The sequence below is a fragment of the Variovorax sp. DAIF25 genome (assembly GCF_050711835.1).
Classification (GTDB): domain Bacteria; phylum Pseudomonadota; class Gammaproteobacteria; order Burkholderiales; family Burkholderiaceae_C; genus Variovorax.
This window is the reverse complement of record NZ_CP136637.1, coordinates 210,146-225,496: the sequence shown is the minus strand read 5'-3', so window position 1 is coordinate 225,496 and position 15,351 is coordinate 210,146. Positions and strand designations below refer to the sequence as shown.

General features: G+C 67.6%; 13 protein-coding genes. 8 read left to right on the top strand and 5 right to left on the bottom strand.

Translation table 11 applies throughout. The features are described 5' to 3' along the window. Nucleotides 1-5: 5 nt before the first annotated feature. The 8 genes from R0232_RS35155 (at nucleotide 6) to R0232_RS35120 (ending at nucleotide 8,889) form a co-directional block, all read left to right on the top strand. Nucleotides 6-1,388, top strand: a complete 1,383-nt coding sequence (locus R0232_RS35155; protein WP_431513913.1) for an LLM class flavin-dependent oxidoreductase — start codon at nucleotides 6-8, stop codon at nucleotides 1,386-1,388. After that, nucleotides 1,385-2,593: an SfnB family sulfur acquisition oxidoreductase gene (locus R0232_RS35150; protein ID WP_431513912.1), complete on the top strand. Its 1,209-nt coding sequence runs from the start codon at nucleotides 1,385-1,387 to the stop codon at nucleotides 2,591-2,593. Before R0232_RS35155 ends, R0232_RS35150 begins: the two co-directional genes overlap by 4 nt. 30 nt (nucleotides 2,594-2,623) lie before the next feature. Then, nucleotides 2,624-4,234, top strand: coding sequence for an ABC transporter substrate-binding protein (locus R0232_RS35145; protein ID WP_431513911.1), 1,611 nt, complete (start codon nucleotides 2,624-2,626; stop codon nucleotides 4,232-4,234). A 61-nt stretch (nucleotides 4,235-4,295) separates the two neighbouring features. Then, nucleotides 4,296-5,315 (top strand): ABC transporter permease, encoded by a 1,020-nt coding sequence (locus tag R0232_RS35140; RefSeq protein WP_431513910.1) that lies wholly within the window; start codon nucleotides 4,296-4,298, stop codon nucleotides 5,313-5,315. After that, nucleotides 5,312-6,184: an ABC transporter permease gene (locus tag R0232_RS35135; protein WP_431513909.1), complete on the top strand. Its 873-nt coding sequence runs from the start codon at nucleotides 5,312-5,314 to the stop codon at nucleotides 6,182-6,184. Before R0232_RS35140 ends, R0232_RS35135 begins: the two co-directional genes overlap by 4 nt. After that, nucleotides 6,181-7,224, top strand: a complete 1,044-nt coding sequence (locus tag R0232_RS35130; RefSeq protein ID WP_431513908.1) for an ABC transporter ATP-binding protein — start codon at nucleotides 6,181-6,183, stop codon at nucleotides 7,222-7,224. The genes R0232_RS35135 and R0232_RS35130 overlap by 4 nt, the downstream gene beginning before the upstream one ends. Then, nucleotides 7,221-8,060 carry an NADPH-dependent oxidoreductase gene (locus R0232_RS35125; RefSeq protein ID WP_431513907.1) on the top strand — a complete coding sequence of 280 codons (840 nt, stop codon included), beginning with the start codon at nucleotides 7,221-7,223 and terminating at the stop codon, nucleotides 8,058-8,060. The genes R0232_RS35130 and R0232_RS35125 overlap by 4 nt, the downstream gene beginning before the upstream one ends. Nucleotides 8,061-8,064: 4 nt before the next feature. Beyond that, the gene (locus R0232_RS35120; RefSeq protein ID WP_431513906.1) at nucleotides 8,065-8,889 is read left to right on the top strand and encodes an ABC transporter ATP-binding protein; all 825 of its coding nucleotides are present in this window, start codon (nucleotides 8,065-8,067) and stop codon (nucleotides 8,887-8,889) included. Nucleotides 8,890-8,908: 19 nt separating this feature from the next. Here R0232_RS35120 and R0232_RS35115 read toward each other — a convergent pair whose 3' ends face one another. The 5 genes from R0232_RS35115 to R0232_RS35095 all read right to left on the bottom strand — a co-directional run bounded on the left by R0232_RS35115 (nucleotide 8,909) and on the right by R0232_RS35095 (nucleotide 14,576). Continuing rightward, a complete protein-coding gene (locus tag R0232_RS35115) occupies nucleotides 8,909-10,537 on the bottom strand; it encodes an ABC transporter substrate-binding protein (RefSeq protein WP_431513905.1) in 1,629 nt (542 codons plus the stop codon). Nucleotides 10,538-10,567: 30 nt separating this feature from the next. Further along, nucleotides 10,568-11,374 (bottom strand): MetQ/NlpA family ABC transporter substrate-binding protein, encoded by an 807-nt coding sequence (locus tag R0232_RS35110; RefSeq protein ID WP_431513904.1) that lies wholly within the window; start codon nucleotides 11,372-11,374, stop codon nucleotides 10,568-10,570. Nucleotides 11,375-11,579: 205 nt separating this feature from the next. Then, entirely contained in the window at nucleotides 11,580-11,891 is a 312-nt protein-coding gene (locus R0232_RS35105) for a hypothetical protein (RefSeq protein WP_431513903.1), read from the bottom strand. A 1,010-nt stretch (nucleotides 11,892-12,901) separates the two neighbouring features. After that, the gene (locus R0232_RS35100) at nucleotides 12,902-13,165 is read right to left on the bottom strand and encodes a hypothetical protein (RefSeq protein ID WP_431513902.1); all 264 of its coding nucleotides are present in this window, start codon (nucleotides 13,163-13,165) and stop codon (nucleotides 12,902-12,904) included. A 136-nt stretch (nucleotides 13,166-13,301) separates the two neighbouring features. Continuing rightward, a complete protein-coding gene (locus R0232_RS35095; RefSeq protein WP_431513901.1) occupies nucleotides 13,302-14,576 on the bottom strand; it encodes an HAF repeat-containing protein in 1,275 nt (424 codons plus the stop codon). Between the last annotated feature and the right edge of the window lie 775 nt (nucleotides 14,577-15,351).

The following is a 15,351-nucleotide window of genomic DNA, read 5'->3' as shown; positions in this document are numbered from 1 at the left end:
CAGCCATGCCCCTTCCCCGCCGTCCCATCCTGCTGAACGCGTTCGACATGAACACGCCCAGCCACCTGACCCACGGCCTGTGGCGGCATCCGCGCGACCGCGCCACCGACTACAAGCGGCTGCCCTACTGGCTCGACCTCGCGCGCACGCTCGAGCGCGGGCTGTTCGACGGCCTGTTCCTCGCCGACGTGACCGGTGTCTACGACGTCTGGGGCGGCAGCCCCGAGGCCGCGCTGCGCCATGGCATCCAGGTGCCGATCAACGACCCGGCCGTGCTCGTGAGCGCGATGGCCAGCGTCACGCGCCACCTGGGCTTCGGCATCACGGCCACCATCGCGGCCGAGGCGCCGCATGCCTTCGCGCGCCGCATGTCCACGCTCGACCACCTGAGCGAGGGCCGCATCGGCTGGAACATCGTGACCGGCTTCCTCGACAGCTCGGCGCGCGCGCAGGGCGCGGCCGCCGCCACCGGCCACGACCGGCGCTACGACCTGGCCGACGAGTTCATGACGCTGGTCTACCGGCTCTGGGAAGAGAGCTGGGACGACGACGCGGTGATCGCCGACCGCGCGCGCGGCATCTATGCCGACCCCGCGCGCGTGCGCGCCATCCGCCATGCGGGCGAAGGCTGGCGGCTCGATGCGGTGCATCCCTGCGAGCCTTCGCCGCAGCGCACGCCGCTGCTGTTCCAGGCCGGTGCCTCGGCGCGCGGCACGGCCTTCGCGGCGCGCCATGCCGAGGTGGTGTTCGTGCCCAACCAGGGCCTGGCCGCGACCGCGGCCGTGGTGCGCAAGCTGCGCGCGGCGCTGGCCGAGGCCGGGCGCGATGCCGACGCGGTGCGCTTCGTGACCACGCTGCTGGTCGTGACCGGGCGCACCGAAACCGAGGCCCATGCGCGCTACGAGGAGTACCGCCGCTATGCGCAGCCCGAGGCCGGCCTGGTGCAGTTCAGCAGCGCGATCGGCCACGACCTGTCGCGCCATGGCCTCGACGACGCCATCGGCGGCGGGAGCGCCGATGCGATCCAGAGCTCGGTCGCCTCGCTCAAGGGACCCGGCGGCGCGCCGCTGACCCCGCGCGCACTGCTCGCGCAGATGCCGCTGGGCGCGCGCCATGCGCCCGTGGTCGGCACGCCCGCGCAGATCGCCGACACCATCGAGGCCTGGGTCAGCGAGGCCGGCATCGATGGCTTCAACCTCGTGCGCACCGTGAGCCCCGAGGGCCTCGAGCATTTCGTCGACCTCGTGGTGCCCGAGCTGCAGCGCCGCGGCCTGCACAAGCGCGCCTATGCCGAAGGCAGCTGGCGCGAAAAGATCTTCGGCCCGGGCCGCGCCCGGCTGCCGTCCTCCCACACCGGGGTGCGGCGACGCACCTCCGCATCGCCATGACAGCTCCCTCCTCCCTCCCCACCGGCCCGGTCCACGTCGTGCGCGACGATGCCGAGGCCCTCGCCATCGCACGCCGCCTCGCGGCCGATTTCGCCGCCGGCGCCTCCGAACGCGACCGGCAGCGCCGCCTGCCTTTCGAGGAGGTCGAGCGCTTCTCGGCCAGCGGCCTCTGGGGCATCACGGTGCCGCGCGCCTTCGGCGGCGCCGCGGTCTCGCATGCCACGCTGGCCGAGGTCACGGCGCTGATCTCCGAAGCCGATCCCGCGCTCGGCCAGATCCCGCAGAACCACTACTGCCTGGTCGACGCGGTGCGGCTGATCGGCGATGCGCAACAGCAGACGTTCTTCTTCCGCGAGGCGATCGAGGGCCGGCGCTTCGGCAATGCGGTGTCGGAAAGCGGCACCGCCAACGCCAAGGTCGTGACCGCGCGGCTGCGCGCCACGCCCGAGGGCCTGCGACTCGACGGCCGCAAGTTCTACTGCACCGGCGCGCTGTTCGCGCACTGGGTGCCGGTCGCGGCCAAGGACGAGCAGGACAAGCAGGTGCTGGTCTATGTCGCGCGCGAGGCGCCGGGCCTCGAGGTCGTCGACGACTGGAGCGGCTTCGGCCAGCGCACCACCGCGAGCGGCACCGTCACGGCCGACAACGTCGCGGTCGGCGCGCTGCAGGTGCTGCCGCGCGCACAACTGTTCGAGCCGCCGACCATCCACGGCCCGTTCGCCCAGGTCCTGCACGCCGCCATCGACCTCGGCATCGGCCGTGCCGCCATGGCCGACCTGCACCACTGGGTGCGCGATCGCGCGCGGCCCTGGCCCGACAGCGGCGTGGCGCGCGCAGCCGACGATCCGCTCACGCTCGCGCGCATCGGCCGGCTGGTGATCCAGCAGCATGCGGCCGAGGCGCTGCTCGAACGCTCGGGCCGCGCGCTCGACCGCGCGCGCGACGAGCCCGGCGCCGAACACGTGACAGAGGCCTCGATCGCAGTCGCCGAAGCCAAGATGCTGAGCACCGAGTTCGCGCTCGAGGCCGCCACCGCGCTGATCGAGCTCGCGGGCACGCAGTCCACGCTGGCCGAGCACAACCTCGACCGCCACTGGCGCAACGCGCGCACGCACACCGTGCACGACCCGGTGCGCTGGAAGCCGCATGCCGTGGGCAACCACTGGCTCAACGGTGCCAGCCCGCAACGCCACGCCTCGATCTGATTCCTCATCGTCTCTCCGAAAGCCATCACCATGGACCGTCGCCGTTTCATCCAACAAGGCAGCGCCGCCTTCTCGCTCGGCACCGTCGCCGGCACCAGCCTGCCGCTGTCGGCCTGGGCCCAGGCGCGCAAGGACACGCTGCGCGTGCTCTCCGAGGGCGCGCCCAACTCGCAGGACCCGCACGGCGAGGGCGTGAGCCGCGAATCGCTGGGCCTGTTCTTCAACGTCTACGACCGGCTCATCAACTTCGACCGCGCGCAACTCTCGCCGGGCGTCTTCAAGTACGACTACGGGCGCTTCCGCGGCGAGCTGGCCGAGCGCTTCGAGACCAGCGCCGACGGCCGCACCCTGACCTTCTTCCTGCGCCGCGACGCCACCTTCCACGACGGCAAGCCGGTGACGGCCGCCGACGTGAAGTGGTCGCTCGACCGCGCGGTCTCGCTGCCGGCCAGCAAGCGCCAGCTCGCGACCGGCTCGCTCGAGAATCCCTCGCAGTTCACGGTGGTGGATGCGCACACCTTCCGCATCGCGCTGCCGCGCGCCGACCGCTACACGCTGCCGAACCTCGCGCTGAGCTTCGCCTCGGTGCTCAACAGCGAGCTCGCGAAGTCGCATGCCACCGCGGCCGATCCCTGGGCCACCGAATGGATCAAGGCGCACGAAGCCGGCGGCGGTGCCTTCCGCATCGAGAGCTTCACGCCGGGCCAGCAGGTGGTCTACACCCGCTTCGACGGCTGGAAGGGCGGCAGCGCGCCGCAGCTGCGCCGCGCCGTGTTCCAGGTCGTGCCCTCGGCCTCCAACCGCGTGGCCGCCTTGCTCAAGGGTGACGCCGACGTGGCGCTGCAGCTGCCGCCCAAGGACCTCGACGCGCTGACCGACACCACGCGCGCCAAGGTGGTGTCGGTGCCGGTCACGACCAGCTTCCGCTTCGTCGCCTTCAACACCCAGGCCAAGCCCTTCGACGACGTGCGCGTGCGCCAGGCCATCGCCTACGCCCTGCCCTACACCACCCTGCTGCGCGGCGCCAACCTGGGCCGAGGCGAGGCGCTGTACGGCGCCAAACCCGGCAAGCCCGCGAGCAGCCGCTTTCCGCAGCCCTATCCCTACGACACCCAATTGCTCAAGGCGAAGGAGTTGCTGGCACAGGCCGGTTATCCGCAGGGCTTCAAGACCAGCTTCAGCTACAACGTCGGCGACGCCACGCTGGCCGAGCCCGCGGCGCTGCTGATCCAGGAGGCGCTGGCGAAGATCGGCATCGCGCTGAGCATCGAGAAGGTGCCCAGCGCCCAGTGGGGCACCCTGCAGACCGAGAAGAAGCTGCCCTTCTTCATCGACAGCTCCTCGGCCTGGTTCAACGACCCCGACTACTTCTTCCGCATCTTCTTCCAGGGCGACTGGCGCTGGAACTTCGGCTCCTTCAAGAACGACGAGCTCGCGAAGCTGCTCGAGCAGGCGCGCTGGGAGACCGACCGCGCGAAGTACGACCGCGCGATCCAGCGCGCGATCGAGATCGCCTTCGAGCAGGTGCCGCTGGTGCCGCTGTGGCTGCCCACCTTCGAGGCGGCGCTGCAGCCCGACCTGCAGGGCTTCACCTACTACATCCATGGCCAGGTGGACTTCCGGCCGTTGACGCGCTCATGAGCGCAGCGCCGGGCCGCCCCAAGCAAGCTCGCACCGCAGTGCGAAGCACGAAGGTGTTCCAATGAGCTTCGCGCGGCGCGTCGTCTCCAGGCTCGCGGCCACCGTGCCGGTGCTCGCGGGCACGGCCGTCTTCACCTTCGTGCTCACGCACGTGCTGCCGGGCGACCCCGCGGCCTTCCTCGCCTCGGGGCCGAACGCCGGCCCGGAGGAGATCGCGCAGATCCGCGCGCGCATGGGCCTGGACCTGCCGCTGCCCACGCAGCTGTGGCACTACCTGCAGGCCCTGGCGCACGGCGACTGGGGCCAGTCGCACACGACGGGGCAGCTGGTGCTGACCGACCTGTGGCAGCGCCTGCCGGCCTCGCTCGAGCTCACCGTCGCGGCCTTCGTGCTCACGCTGCTGGTGGCACTGCCGCTGGGCACCGCGGCCGCGCTGCGCCCGCGCTCGCTGTGGGACCGCGCCTGCACCGTGCTCACCGTGGGCGGCAGCTGCGTGCCGAGCTTCGTGATCGCGCTGCTGCTGGTCTACGTCTTCTATTTCCTGCTCGGCTGGGCGCCCGAACCCACGGGCCGCATCGACGCGATGATCGCGCCGCCGCCGGTGCGCAGCGGCTTCATGCTGCTCGATGCCGCGCTCGCGCTGCGCTGGGATGCCTTCGTTTCCGCGGCCGGCCGGCTGCTGCTGCCGAGCGTGGCGATGGCGGCCTTCTCGCTGGCGCCGGTGGCGCGGCTCACGCGCGCGTCGCTGCTGGGCGTGCTGCGCAGCGACCCCGTGCGCACCGCGCGCGCGCTCGGCCTGCCGCCGCGCGCCGTGCTGGCCGGCGCGCTGCACCTGGCGTTGCTGCCGGTGGTCACGAGCGCCGGCATGGTGTTCTCGTACATGCTGAGCGCCAACGTGGTGATCGAGAAGGTGTTCGCCTGGCCCGGCATCGGCAGCTATGCGCTCGACGCGCTGATGGCGGCCGACCATGCGCCGCTGCAGGGCTTCGTGCTGCTGGTGGCGCTGATGTTCGTGCTGGTCAATTTCGCGATCGACCTGCTTCACGAGCGCATCGATCCGCGCGTGGGGAATGCGGCATGAGCGCGGTGCCGGGCAAGTTCGAGGCAGACGCACGGCCGCGCTGGCGCCCGCGCGGCAACGAGGCGCTGGGCCTGCTGCTGCTCGCGCTGCTGCTGCTCGCCGCCATCGCCGGCCCCGCGCTCGCGCCCTTCGATCCGCTGGCCACCGACGTGCCCGCGCGGCTGCAGCCGCCGAGCGCGCTGCACTGGTTCGGCACCGACGCGCTGGGCCGCGACCTGTTCTCGCGCGTGCTGGTGGCCACGCGGCTCGATCTCTCGATGGCCGCGGGCGCGGTGCTGCTGTCGCTGGCGGCGGGCAGCGCCATCGGTGCGCTGTGCGGCTTCGTCGGCGGCCGGCTCGACCGCTGGGTCGGCCGGCTGGTCGACGTGCTGATGGCCTTCCCGCTGTTCGTGGTGGCGATGGCGCTGGTCGCGGCGTGGGGCAACACGGTCGTCAACATCGTCTATGCGACGGCGCTGATCAACCTGCCCTTCTACATCCGGCTCGCGCGCAGCGAGGTCGGCGTGCGGCGCGGCGCCGGCTACGTGCTGGCCGCGCGGCTCGGCGGCCAGGGGCCGGCGCGGCTGCTGTTCGGCGTATTGCTGCCGCACGTGCTGCCCATGCTCGCGGTGCAGGGCTCGATCAACCTGGGCTGGGCGCTGCTCAACGGCGCGGGCCTGTCCTTCATCGGCCTCGGCGTGAAGCCGCCGACGCCCGAATGGGGCGTGCTGGTGAGCGAGGGCGCGCCCTACATCATCACGGGCCAGTGGTGGCTCGCGGGCTTCCCGGGCCTGGCGCTGTTCATGGCCGTGGGCTGCTTCACGCTGCTGGGCGACGCGCTGCGCGACCGGCTCGATCCGCGCGGCGCCGCCGACCGGAGCGGCCCATGAGCGCGCCGCTGCTCGAGGTCGATGCGCTGAGCCTGCGTTTCCATGGCGCGCAGGGCGCGGTCCATGTGCTCGACCGCGTGGGCCTCGAGCTCGCGGCCGGCGAAACCCTGGGCCTGGTCGGCGAGAGCGGATCGGGCAAGTCGGTGACCGCGCTGGCGCTCGCGGGCCTGCTCGATGCGCAGGCCGACGCGGCCGCGCGGCGGTTGCGCTTCCAGGGGCTCGACCTGCTCGACGACAGCGGCCGTCCGGCGCACGCGGCCTGGGATGCGCTGCGCGGCCGACGCATCGGCTTCGTATTCCAGAGTCCGCGCCGCGCGCTGCATCCGCTGCGCACCATCGGCGACCAGCTGCAGCAGGTGCTGCGGCTGCACCGCGGCCTGTCGGCACGCGCCGCGCGCCAGGCCGCGCTCGAATGGATCGAGCGCGTGGGCCTGCCCGAGCCCGAGCGCCGGCTGCGCGCTTTTGCCCACCAGCTCTCGGGCGGCCAGTGCCAGCGCGCGATGATCGCGCTGGCACTGGCCGGCGAGCCCGAGCTGCTGATCGCCGACGAGCCGACCACCGGCCTCGACGTGGTCACGCAGGCGCGGGTGCTCGACCTGCTGGCCGGCCTCGCGCGCGAGCGTGGGCTGGCGACCCTGCTGATCACCCACGACCTCGCGCTGGCCGCGCAGCGCTGCGACCGCATCGCCGTGATGCATGCGGGCCAGGTGGTCGAGACCCTGCCCTCGCGGCACCTGCGCGAGGGCGCGGCCCATCCCTACACGCGCCAGCTGCTGCGCGCCACGCCGCAATCGGCGCACACGCTCGACGCGTTGCGCGGCGTCGATGGCCGGCTGCCCGATCTCGCGCGCACCGACCTGCCGGCCTGCCGCTTCGCCGAGCGCTGCCCGCAGGCCGAGGCGCGCTGCCGGATGCAGCCGCCGGTGGCGCAGCGGCAAGGCACCGCGCACCGCGTGCATTGCTGGCTGCCGCTGGCACCGGCCGCGCGGCCCGGCGCCGAACATCCCGTCAACCCGACACCCGAAGCAGTCCCCGCATGACACAGCCCACGTCCGACACCCTGGCCTCGCTCTTTCGCAGCCGCTACGGCGGCGAGTCGCCGCAGTCCGCGCCGCCACCGGCCAATCCCGTGCTCGAAACCCTGCTGGCCCACCGCTCGGTGCGCGCCTTCGATGCCGAGCGCGCGCTGCCGCCAGGCACGCTCGAATGGCTGATCGCCGCGGCGCAGTCGGCGCCCAGCTCGTCGAACCTGCAGACCTGGAGCGTGGTGGCCGTGGAAGACCTCGAACGCCGGGCCCGCATCGCCGAGTACGCGGGCCGGCAGGCACAGGTGCGCGAGGCGCCGCTGCTGCTGGTGTGGCTGGCCGACGTCGCACGCCTGCGCACCCTGGCCGACGACGCGGCCGTGCCGATCGAGGGCGCCGACTTCCTCGACACCTCGCTGATGGCCGTGATCGATGCCGCGCTGGCCGCGCAGAACGCCGTGACCGCGGCCGAATCGCTGGGGCTGGGCACCGTCTACCTCGGCGCGATCCGCAACCGGCCCGAGGAGGTGGCGGCCGAACTGGGCCTGCCGCCCGGCGTGTTCGCGGTCGTCGGCCTGTGCATCGGCTGGCCCGATCCGGCGCGGCCCGCGGCCGTCAAGCCGCGGCTGCCGCAGCGCGCGGTGCTCTCGCACGAACGCCATGCGGCCAGCGACACCGTCGGCCATGTGAAGCACTACGACGCGACCATGCAGTCCTTCTATGCCTCGCAGGGCATGCCGGCGGTGCGCTGGAGCGACCATTCGCTGGCACGGCTGCGCGATCCCGCGCAATTGCGCGGCCGCCACCGGCTGGTCGAGGCGCTGGCCGCGCAACGCATCGGGCTGCGCTGATCCCATGGGCGATTCGCAAGCGCTGCTGCGCGTCGAGGACCTGCACGCGCGCCATGCCCTGCCCGCGGTGCCGGCCTGGGGCGGTCTGTTGCATCGCCGCCGCTGGCTGCCGGCCGTCGACGGCGTGAGCTTCGCGCTGGCGCGCGGCGAGGCGCTGGGCCTCATCGGCGAATCGGGCTGCGGCAAGTCGACCCTGGCATCCGTGCTCGCGCGGCTGGCCGATCCGCTGTCGGGCCGGCTGCTGTTCGACGGCATCGATCTGGCCACCGTGCGTGCCGGCCAGGCGGCCGAGGCGCGCTGGCGCCATCGCATCCAGATGGTGTTCCAGGACCCTTACGAAAGCCTGGACCCGCGCCGCAGCGCCTTCGAGGCGATCGCCGATCCGCTGCGCCGGCTCGCGGCGCTCGACGGCGCCGCGTTGCGCGAACGCGTGCTGCAGACCGCGCGGCGCGTGCAACTCGGCGACGAGCTGCTGGCGCGCCGGCCGCACCAGCTCTCGGGCGGCCAGGCCGCGCGCGTGGGCATCGCGCGCGCGCTGGCGCCCGCGCCCGAGCTGTTGATCCTCGACGAGCCCACCGCGGCGCTCGACGTCTCGGTGCAGGCCGGCCTGCTCGCGCTGCTGGCGGGGCTGCGCCGCGAGCTCGGCCTCGCGATCCTGTTCATCTCGCACGACCTCGGCGTGGTGCGGCTGCTGTGCGAGCGTGTGCTGGTGATGCGCGCGGGGCGCATCGTCGACGAAGGGGCGCCGCAAGCGCTGTTCGAGCGCCCGCGGCATCCCTACACCGCCGAGCTGGCAGCGGCGGTGCCGCGCTTTCCGGCGGCCGCCTGAGCGGCCGGCCGGCGCGGCTTCAGGGCTGGAAGTACAGATCCGCGAAGCTCCCGCGGATGTGCTCGCCCGTCGGCCCGTAGTCGCGCACCTTCTTCGCGAGCACCGTGATCGCCGGATTCGCGCCCAGCTCGATCGAGGGCACGTCGCGGTGCACGATCTGCTGGAAGTCGACGAAGAGCTGGCGCCGCCTGGTCTCGTCCACCTCCACGGCCGCCGCTTCCAGCAGCCGGTCGACCTCGGGATTGACGTAGTGCGCCGCGTTCGAGAACGGCAGGCCGACCTTGAAGTTCTTCGACCAGAACACGCGCTGCACGCCCACCGTGGGATCGAACAGGTTGGTGAGGCTCTCGAGCGTGATGTCGAAGGCGCGCTCCGTGTAGGCCTTGGTCACGTAGGTCGCGAAGTCGTAGCTCTCGACCGCGGCGTCGATGCCGATGCGGCCCAGCGACTGGCGCACGAAGTCGGCCGCGCGGCGTTCCTGGAACGGGTTGTAGAGCACGCGCAGCTTGAGCCGCGTGCCGCCCGCGCCGCGCTTGAAGCCGGCCGCGTCGAGCGCGGCCTCGGCCGCCTTCGGGTCGTAGGGATAGGGCTGGATGCTCGCATCGTGGTAGCGCGAGATCCCCTTGCCGATCGGCGAGGCCGAGGGCGTGCCCAGGCCGTACCAGACCGTCTTGGCGAAGGCATTCACGTCGATCGCCTGAGCAATGGCACGACGCACCTCCACCTTCTGCAGCGCCGGCGTGTCGAGGTTGAAGTAGATCTGCTGGTGGCTGCCGAGGTAGGGCGAGATGCGCGTATCGATCTCGACGCCGGGCAGCTTGCGGAAGCGCTCCACGTCCGACAGCGGGATGCCGCCGGTGCCGTTGGCCAGGTCGGCCGCGCCCGACTCGAGCGCCGCGGCGCGCGCGGCGGCATCGAGCACGAAGCGCACCACCACGCGGTCGAGATAAGGCTTGGGCTTGTCCCAGTAGTTCGGGTTGCGCTCGAGGATGATGTGGCTGCCCTGCACCCACTCCTTGAACACGAAGGGACCGGTGCCGATCGGCTGGCTGTTGTACTTGCTCGCCGCGATGTCCGTGCCTTCGTACAGGTGCTTGGGCACGATCGGCGATTCGGTCGCGGCCAGGGCCGTCAGCAGGAAGGGCGCGGGCTTGCTCAGCACCACCACGGCCGTGTAGGGATCGGGCGTGCGCACCTCCACCACGTTGGCGAAGGTGCCGCGGCCGCGCGGATGCACCTGCTTGAGCGTCAGGATCGAGAAGGCCACGTCGGCCGACGTGAAGTCCTTGCCGTCGTGCCACTTCACGCCCTTGCGCAAGGTGAAGGTGTATTGCAGGCCATCGGCGCTCAGCGACCAGGCGGTGGCCAGCAGCGGCTTGGGCTTGAGCTCGTAGTCGTAGGTCAGCAGGCCTTCGACGATTTTCGGGCCGATCTCGGCATTGCCGCCGGCCGTGGTCGTCAGCGGCACGATGGAAGCGGGCACGGGATTGACCAGCCAGTTCAGCGTGCCGCCCTGCCGGGGCTGGGCCCAGGCCGCTGGCGCGGCCAGCAGCGCGAGGGCCGAGAGCGCGGCGGCGCCGGCGGCGCCGGCGGCCAGCGTGCGGCGACGCAGCGGGGCGATGCTCTTGTTGCGAGAGGGAGATGTCATGTTCGGATGCGTGTGGCCAACGAAGCTCGCTCAGAACGCCGGGATGACCGCGCCCTTGTACTTGTCCTGGATGAACTTGCGCACCTCGGGCGTGTGCAGCGTCTTCACCAGCTTGGCGATGGCCGGCGACTGCAGGTTGTCCTTGCGCGCCGCGATGAAGTTCGCGTAGGGCGAATGGCGGCCGTCCTCGATGAACAGCGCGTCGCGGCCCGGATCGAGCTTGGCCTCGAGCGCGTAGTTGGTGTTGATCAGCGCGAGGTCCACGTCGGGCAGCGCGCGCGGCAGCTGCGCCGATTCGATCTCGCGGATCACCAGCTTCTTCGGGTTCGAGACGATGTCGCGCGCGGTCGACTTGATGTTGCCCGGGTCCTTGAGCTTGAGCAGGCCCTGCTTGGCCAGCAGCGCCAGCGCGCGGCCCGAGTTCGACGGATCGTTGGGGATCGCCACCACCGCGCCCTCGCGCAGGTCGGCCGCCTTCTTGATCTTCTGCGAGTAGGCGCCGAAGGGCTCGATGTGCACGTCGCTGTTCGGCACCTCGACGATGTCGGTCTTGCGGTCCTTGTTGAAGGAATCGAGGTAGGGACGGTTCTGGAAGAAGTTCGCGTCGAGCTGCTTGTCGCCGACCGCGAGGTTGGGCTGCACGTAGTCGTTGAACACCTTGACCTCGAGGTCCACGCCCTGCGCCTTGAGCTGCGGGCGGATGAATTCGAGGATCTCGGCGTGCGGCACCGGCGAGGCTGCCACGCGCAGCGTCTCCTGCGCCTGCGCGGACATCGCGCCCAGACCGGCCACCGACAGCACCATCACCGAGAAGGCGCGCTGAAACGAAAACGTCATGGTTGGAATTCCCTCATCGTCAGAAATGAAAAACGCCGGATCGCCCTGTCCTCGCAGGAACGTCCGGCGCTGCGCAGGTTAGCGGCGCGATGCCGCCCTCCCAAGCGATGAATCGGCGCTTGCTTATGTGATTTGCGAGCAAGCAGAACGCCAGTACTTGGCGTTCCGTTGCGCTGTCGGGGAATGCTGCGAGATCGGCTGGCCCTTAGAAAGTGGCTCTAATGAAATCTCTGCTGTCCTGAAAATGAGGATGCCAACGCTCTTCAAATGAATTCTCCTCTACTGGTAATTTATTTGAAAAACTGGTGTACGCGATTGGCGTCGGTGCCTGCTCTTTTTCAAGCAGAAATGGGGAGCCCTGGATTTTTCGTGCTTCGGCGACGGCAGGAAAACTGAGGGCAATGACCGTCAAGAGAATTAACGGAAGCTCTGAGGGCTTATTCAAGAGGGCCATCTCTTTAGGTCCAATCATATTGAAGGGAGATCGCACATAATTCAATATCAGCATTCGATTCATCGCTGCAATCCATATTTGAATAATTGAAATCCATTCATCCTGCCGGCCTTTTAGTTTTCCATGCGCACGAGATTTTTAAACCCTAGACTTCTTTTTCGCAAGCGCCGTCATTTAAAAAATGGCAGTTTTAATAGGCATTAAAATTTTTGACCAGTGCTTTTTATGATGAGTTCGTACAGCTGTGTTTGCGAAATTGAACTCTGCCTCTTCGAAAATAGATGACACAGCCGTGCTTCGCAGGACTTTCTTGAACGATCGCGATGGAGGTTCCGATTCTTACAAGTCGTCATTTTATTTGCACCAACCTGTTTGACAGGCTAATAACGGCCGATCTCCTTTTCAATTTCTGGAAATCGGATTTCGCTATATGGCGGAGTTGTTGAATCCATTTTGTTTACGGCCACTATTACTTGCCTGACGCCGGTGGTGTAATGCTGAAATTCATTGGGCCCGATTTCATCCGAAAATAAAATGCGCGACGCATCTGCAGGAAAGCTTGATGCCAAAAAAATTAGGAGTAAAAACTTTGGCATTGAAAGAAAGAGGTTTTTAATTTCAGAAATCATAGATATTTCCAATCAAACTGGCTTTTGCCATTCTCGTAAAATGCGGTTCTAATCTCGTTGGCACATACGCTCTACCTAAATTCTCTGAAGTGTGGGAAGGGAATCACCTAGAGACACGCATTCTTTCAGCGTTTTCGCATTTACAATCTTCACCATGATTTCATAATCAATATTGGTGCCGCATTTGCTGAGCCTTTTATTTTCACTGTCAAAGTCGCTGAAAATATTAGACATCGAATTATTGATGCTGTTCTACCGATTGAAGTCATTTGATCTCCTTCATCAGGATTTTCGGTTGCGTCACACAAACGCATGCGTTGAATGCCCATTCTCCGCCTCGCTGCCACCCGTAAAAGACATCCGCTCTGACTCAACACCCGTGCCCCGCTATAGAGGCGGCGGTTACTTGATAATGCGGCCGGCCCAATGACGATTTCATCAAGTCTAATAAGTCCCTAATTCCCGAGCCAACATGCCGGCAATAGATATACTTTGTCCATAATGCGATTTCGCAAATATCTCGGCATTGGCGAATTTTTCGCAAGGCACTACATGCCATTCTCGCGAATCGGAAATTCCGCACCCTTCGTTTAAATATTCAAAACGGCCTTGTAAAGGTGCGGTTATTGCGAAGCACGAGATCGTGCTTGCCAGGGTTGCAATTGCAATGTCACGCAGACGGCGAATTGTCTTTTTGAGAGCGACCATCATTGAATTCCTTTGATTTATTTTTGCTGTCCAATTGCCCAGGGGAATAATTGGCGCGGCCTTCTTTTTTATTTTTTCGGGTTTTGCAACCCTCGAAGCACTTCTGCAAGATATATTTAAGCTAAATTAATAAAACTCATGGCGCACACAGGTTCTGCACAAACGCATGCGTCGCATGCCCCGCCCCCACCTCGCTGCTCCCCGTCAAATAGCACCCGCTCTGACTCAGCACCCGCGCCCCGCTGTTCTCCCCGCCGGGCAAGGTCCCCAGGTCCACCGTGCTGGTGGATGGCGTCCAGGAAATCGCATGCCGAGAGCCGTCGATCAACTCGCTGGTGCCCACCACCATGCCGTTGTCGCCGATGTCCGTCACATTGATCTTGAAGCCGCCGCTGAGCGACGGGATGTCGGTGCGGATGTTGTTCGCGGTGTCCCAGTAGAAGGGAATCGATTCGCCGGTGCTGTTTTGGTACTGGCCGATCACGCCGCCACTGGCATTGAGGTCGATGCCGCTGTTGCGCGCAGGATTGGTCGAGAGCAAGGCAGGCGCCGTGGTCTTGTTGGGCCATAGCGCGGTACGGCCTCCCTGGGCCCCGAAGTCGCAGTAGCCGAGGATCTTCCCGCTGTTCAGCGTGGACGCGGCGCAGAACGTGGCGCCCGCGGGCAGCGGGAGGGCCGCCGAGGTATAGCCGCCCAGCAATCCATTGGCCGACCAGAAAACGGCCTGCGGACGGCCATTGCTGCCGGGGCAATTGCCCACGATGTCGGGCCTGGCGGGATTGGCGGCGTAGTCGTCGACGTCGGCGGGGGCGCAATTGGTGGCGCCCAGTCCCAGCAATCCCTCGGGCAAGGCATTGGCGGTTCCATTCTCGGGATACCACACCACGGGCAAGGCGGTGTTGTTGGCATTGACGCTCACGCCCGCGACGACACCGCTCTGGCTGAATGCCGTTGCGCGCGTGCGTACCCCGGCCGGCGAAGGCGGAAGCAGCACCAAAGGCAATGGATCCAGGGTCTGGGTCACCTGGGGCGTGGCACTGTTCCAGACCACGGCCGTGGACAGGGAGTTGCCATTGAGGCAACTGCCGATGATCCGGCCGCTGTTGGTGACGGCGCTGGCCGAGCAGCTGCGCCCGCCCATCAGGTGGCCCAGGTCGACGGCACCGCCGGGCGCCAGGGCAACGAAGCCCGAAGCCATGCCATCGGCTTCGGCGCAGGCACCGACCACGTGGCCCGAGTTGTTGACGCTGGTGCCCGCGCATTGAGGCCCGGAACTGATACCGATGTCTTGCATGGGGCCGGCCTGGGCCAGGCTGCCAACGAGCAACGGGCTGGCAGCCATCAGCAGGCGAGGAAGTGCGGAAAGAACGAGGTCTGCGAACGATGCCGATGAATTGGCGCGAACGGACATGAGATGCTCTCCTTAATAAGAAAAGATGAATCTCTCCCTGGTCCGAAACCGTTCTTCTTCTTGCCCATCGCTTGAGCGGGACAGCGGCGCGACGGTAAGACCACCCCATTCGCGATGTCCATCTGCATCGCACTGTCCGCGCGCAAATAGATTCGCAAGATCAACGACTTGATTATTTTTTTGGCGCGCCCTATTGTCTCGTCCGCGCGCAGGGAGCCGTGTCAACCGACAGCCCAAGCAGCCCGGCAATTGGGCAGATCAGTCGGCGGGTCGAGAAGCAATGGAGGCATTGCTCATGGTCCTCTCACACGTACCTGAATCCCAGGCCATCGGCCTCGCGTCGCGACCACGTCGCCGCTGGAGCGACTCCGAACTCCATGACCTCGAGCGTTGGGCCGGCGTCTTGCCGGTCAGGACAATCTGCCGGCGATTGCGCCGCAGCGAGCGCTCCGTGCGCTGCCAGATGCACCGCCGAGGCTTGAGCTCTCGCGTATGCGAGGGCGTAGGCTTCGAGCAGGCTTGCCAAGACTTGCAGGTCACGGCGCGGGTGGTCCGCTCCTGCATCCTGGCGGGGCAACTGCGCGTGTACAGCCTGCTGGTGCACGGCCCCGCGAAACCCCGCCCCCGCTGGTCGTTGCGCCGATGGTATGCAGCGGCACAGCAGAAGCTGTGCCGCGTGAGCCATCTGCGGGTCACGGAGGCTTCGTTGCGGCGGTTTGCCGGCACCGGATGACGCCTGTCGAAGCGCCGTCCCTCCCGAGGATGACGACGGCGC

Excerpts from the sequence above, each read along its gene's own strand:
- R0232_RS35155 (WP_431513913.1), top strand. The coding sequence starts at position 6 with ATGCCCCTTCCCCGCCGTCCCATCCTGCTGAACGCGTTCGACATGAAC.
- R0232_RS35150 (WP_431513912.1), top strand. The coding sequence starts at position 1,385 with ATGACAGCTCCCTCCTCCCTCCCCACCGGCCCGGTCCACGTCGTGCGC.
- R0232_RS35145 (WP_431513911.1), top strand. The coding sequence starts at position 2,624 with ATGGACCGTCGCCGTTTCATCCAACAAGGCAGCGCCGCCTTCTCGCTC.
- R0232_RS35140 (WP_431513910.1), top strand. The coding sequence starts at position 4,296 with ATGAGCTTCGCGCGGCGCGTCGTCTCCAGGCTCGCGGCCACCGTGCCG.
- R0232_RS35135 (WP_431513909.1), top strand. The coding sequence starts at position 5,312 with ATGAGCGCGGTGCCGGGCAAGTTCGAGGCAGACGCACGGCCGCGCTGG.
- R0232_RS35130 (WP_431513908.1), top strand. The coding sequence starts at position 6,181 with ATGAGCGCGCCGCTGCTCGAGGTCGATGCGCTGAGCCTGCGTTTCCAT.
- R0232_RS35125 (WP_431513907.1), top strand. The coding sequence starts at position 7,221 with ATGACACAGCCCACGTCCGACACCCTGGCCTCGCTCTTTCGCAGCCGC.
- R0232_RS35120 (WP_431513906.1), top strand. The coding sequence starts at position 8,065 with ATGGGCGATTCGCAAGCGCTGCTGCGCGTCGAGGACCTGCACGCGCGC.
- R0232_RS35115 (WP_431513905.1), bottom strand. The coding sequence starts at position 10,537 with ATGACATCTCCCTCTCGCAACAAGAGCATCGCCCCGCTGCGTCGCCGC.
- R0232_RS35110 (WP_431513904.1), bottom strand. The coding sequence starts at position 11,374 with ATGACGTTTTCGTTTCAGCGCGCCTTCTCGGTGATGGTGCTGTCGGTG.
- R0232_RS35105 (WP_431513903.1), bottom strand. The coding sequence starts at position 11,891 with ATGAATCGAATGCTGATATTGAATTATGTGCGATCTCCCTTCAATATG.
- R0232_RS35100 (WP_431513902.1), bottom strand. The coding sequence starts at position 13,165 with ATGGTCGCTCTCAAAAAGACAATTCGCCGTCTGCGTGACATTGCAATT.
- R0232_RS35095 (WP_431513901.1), bottom strand. The coding sequence starts at position 14,576 with ATGTCCGTTCGCGCCAATTCATCGGCATCGTTCGCAGACCTCGTTCTT.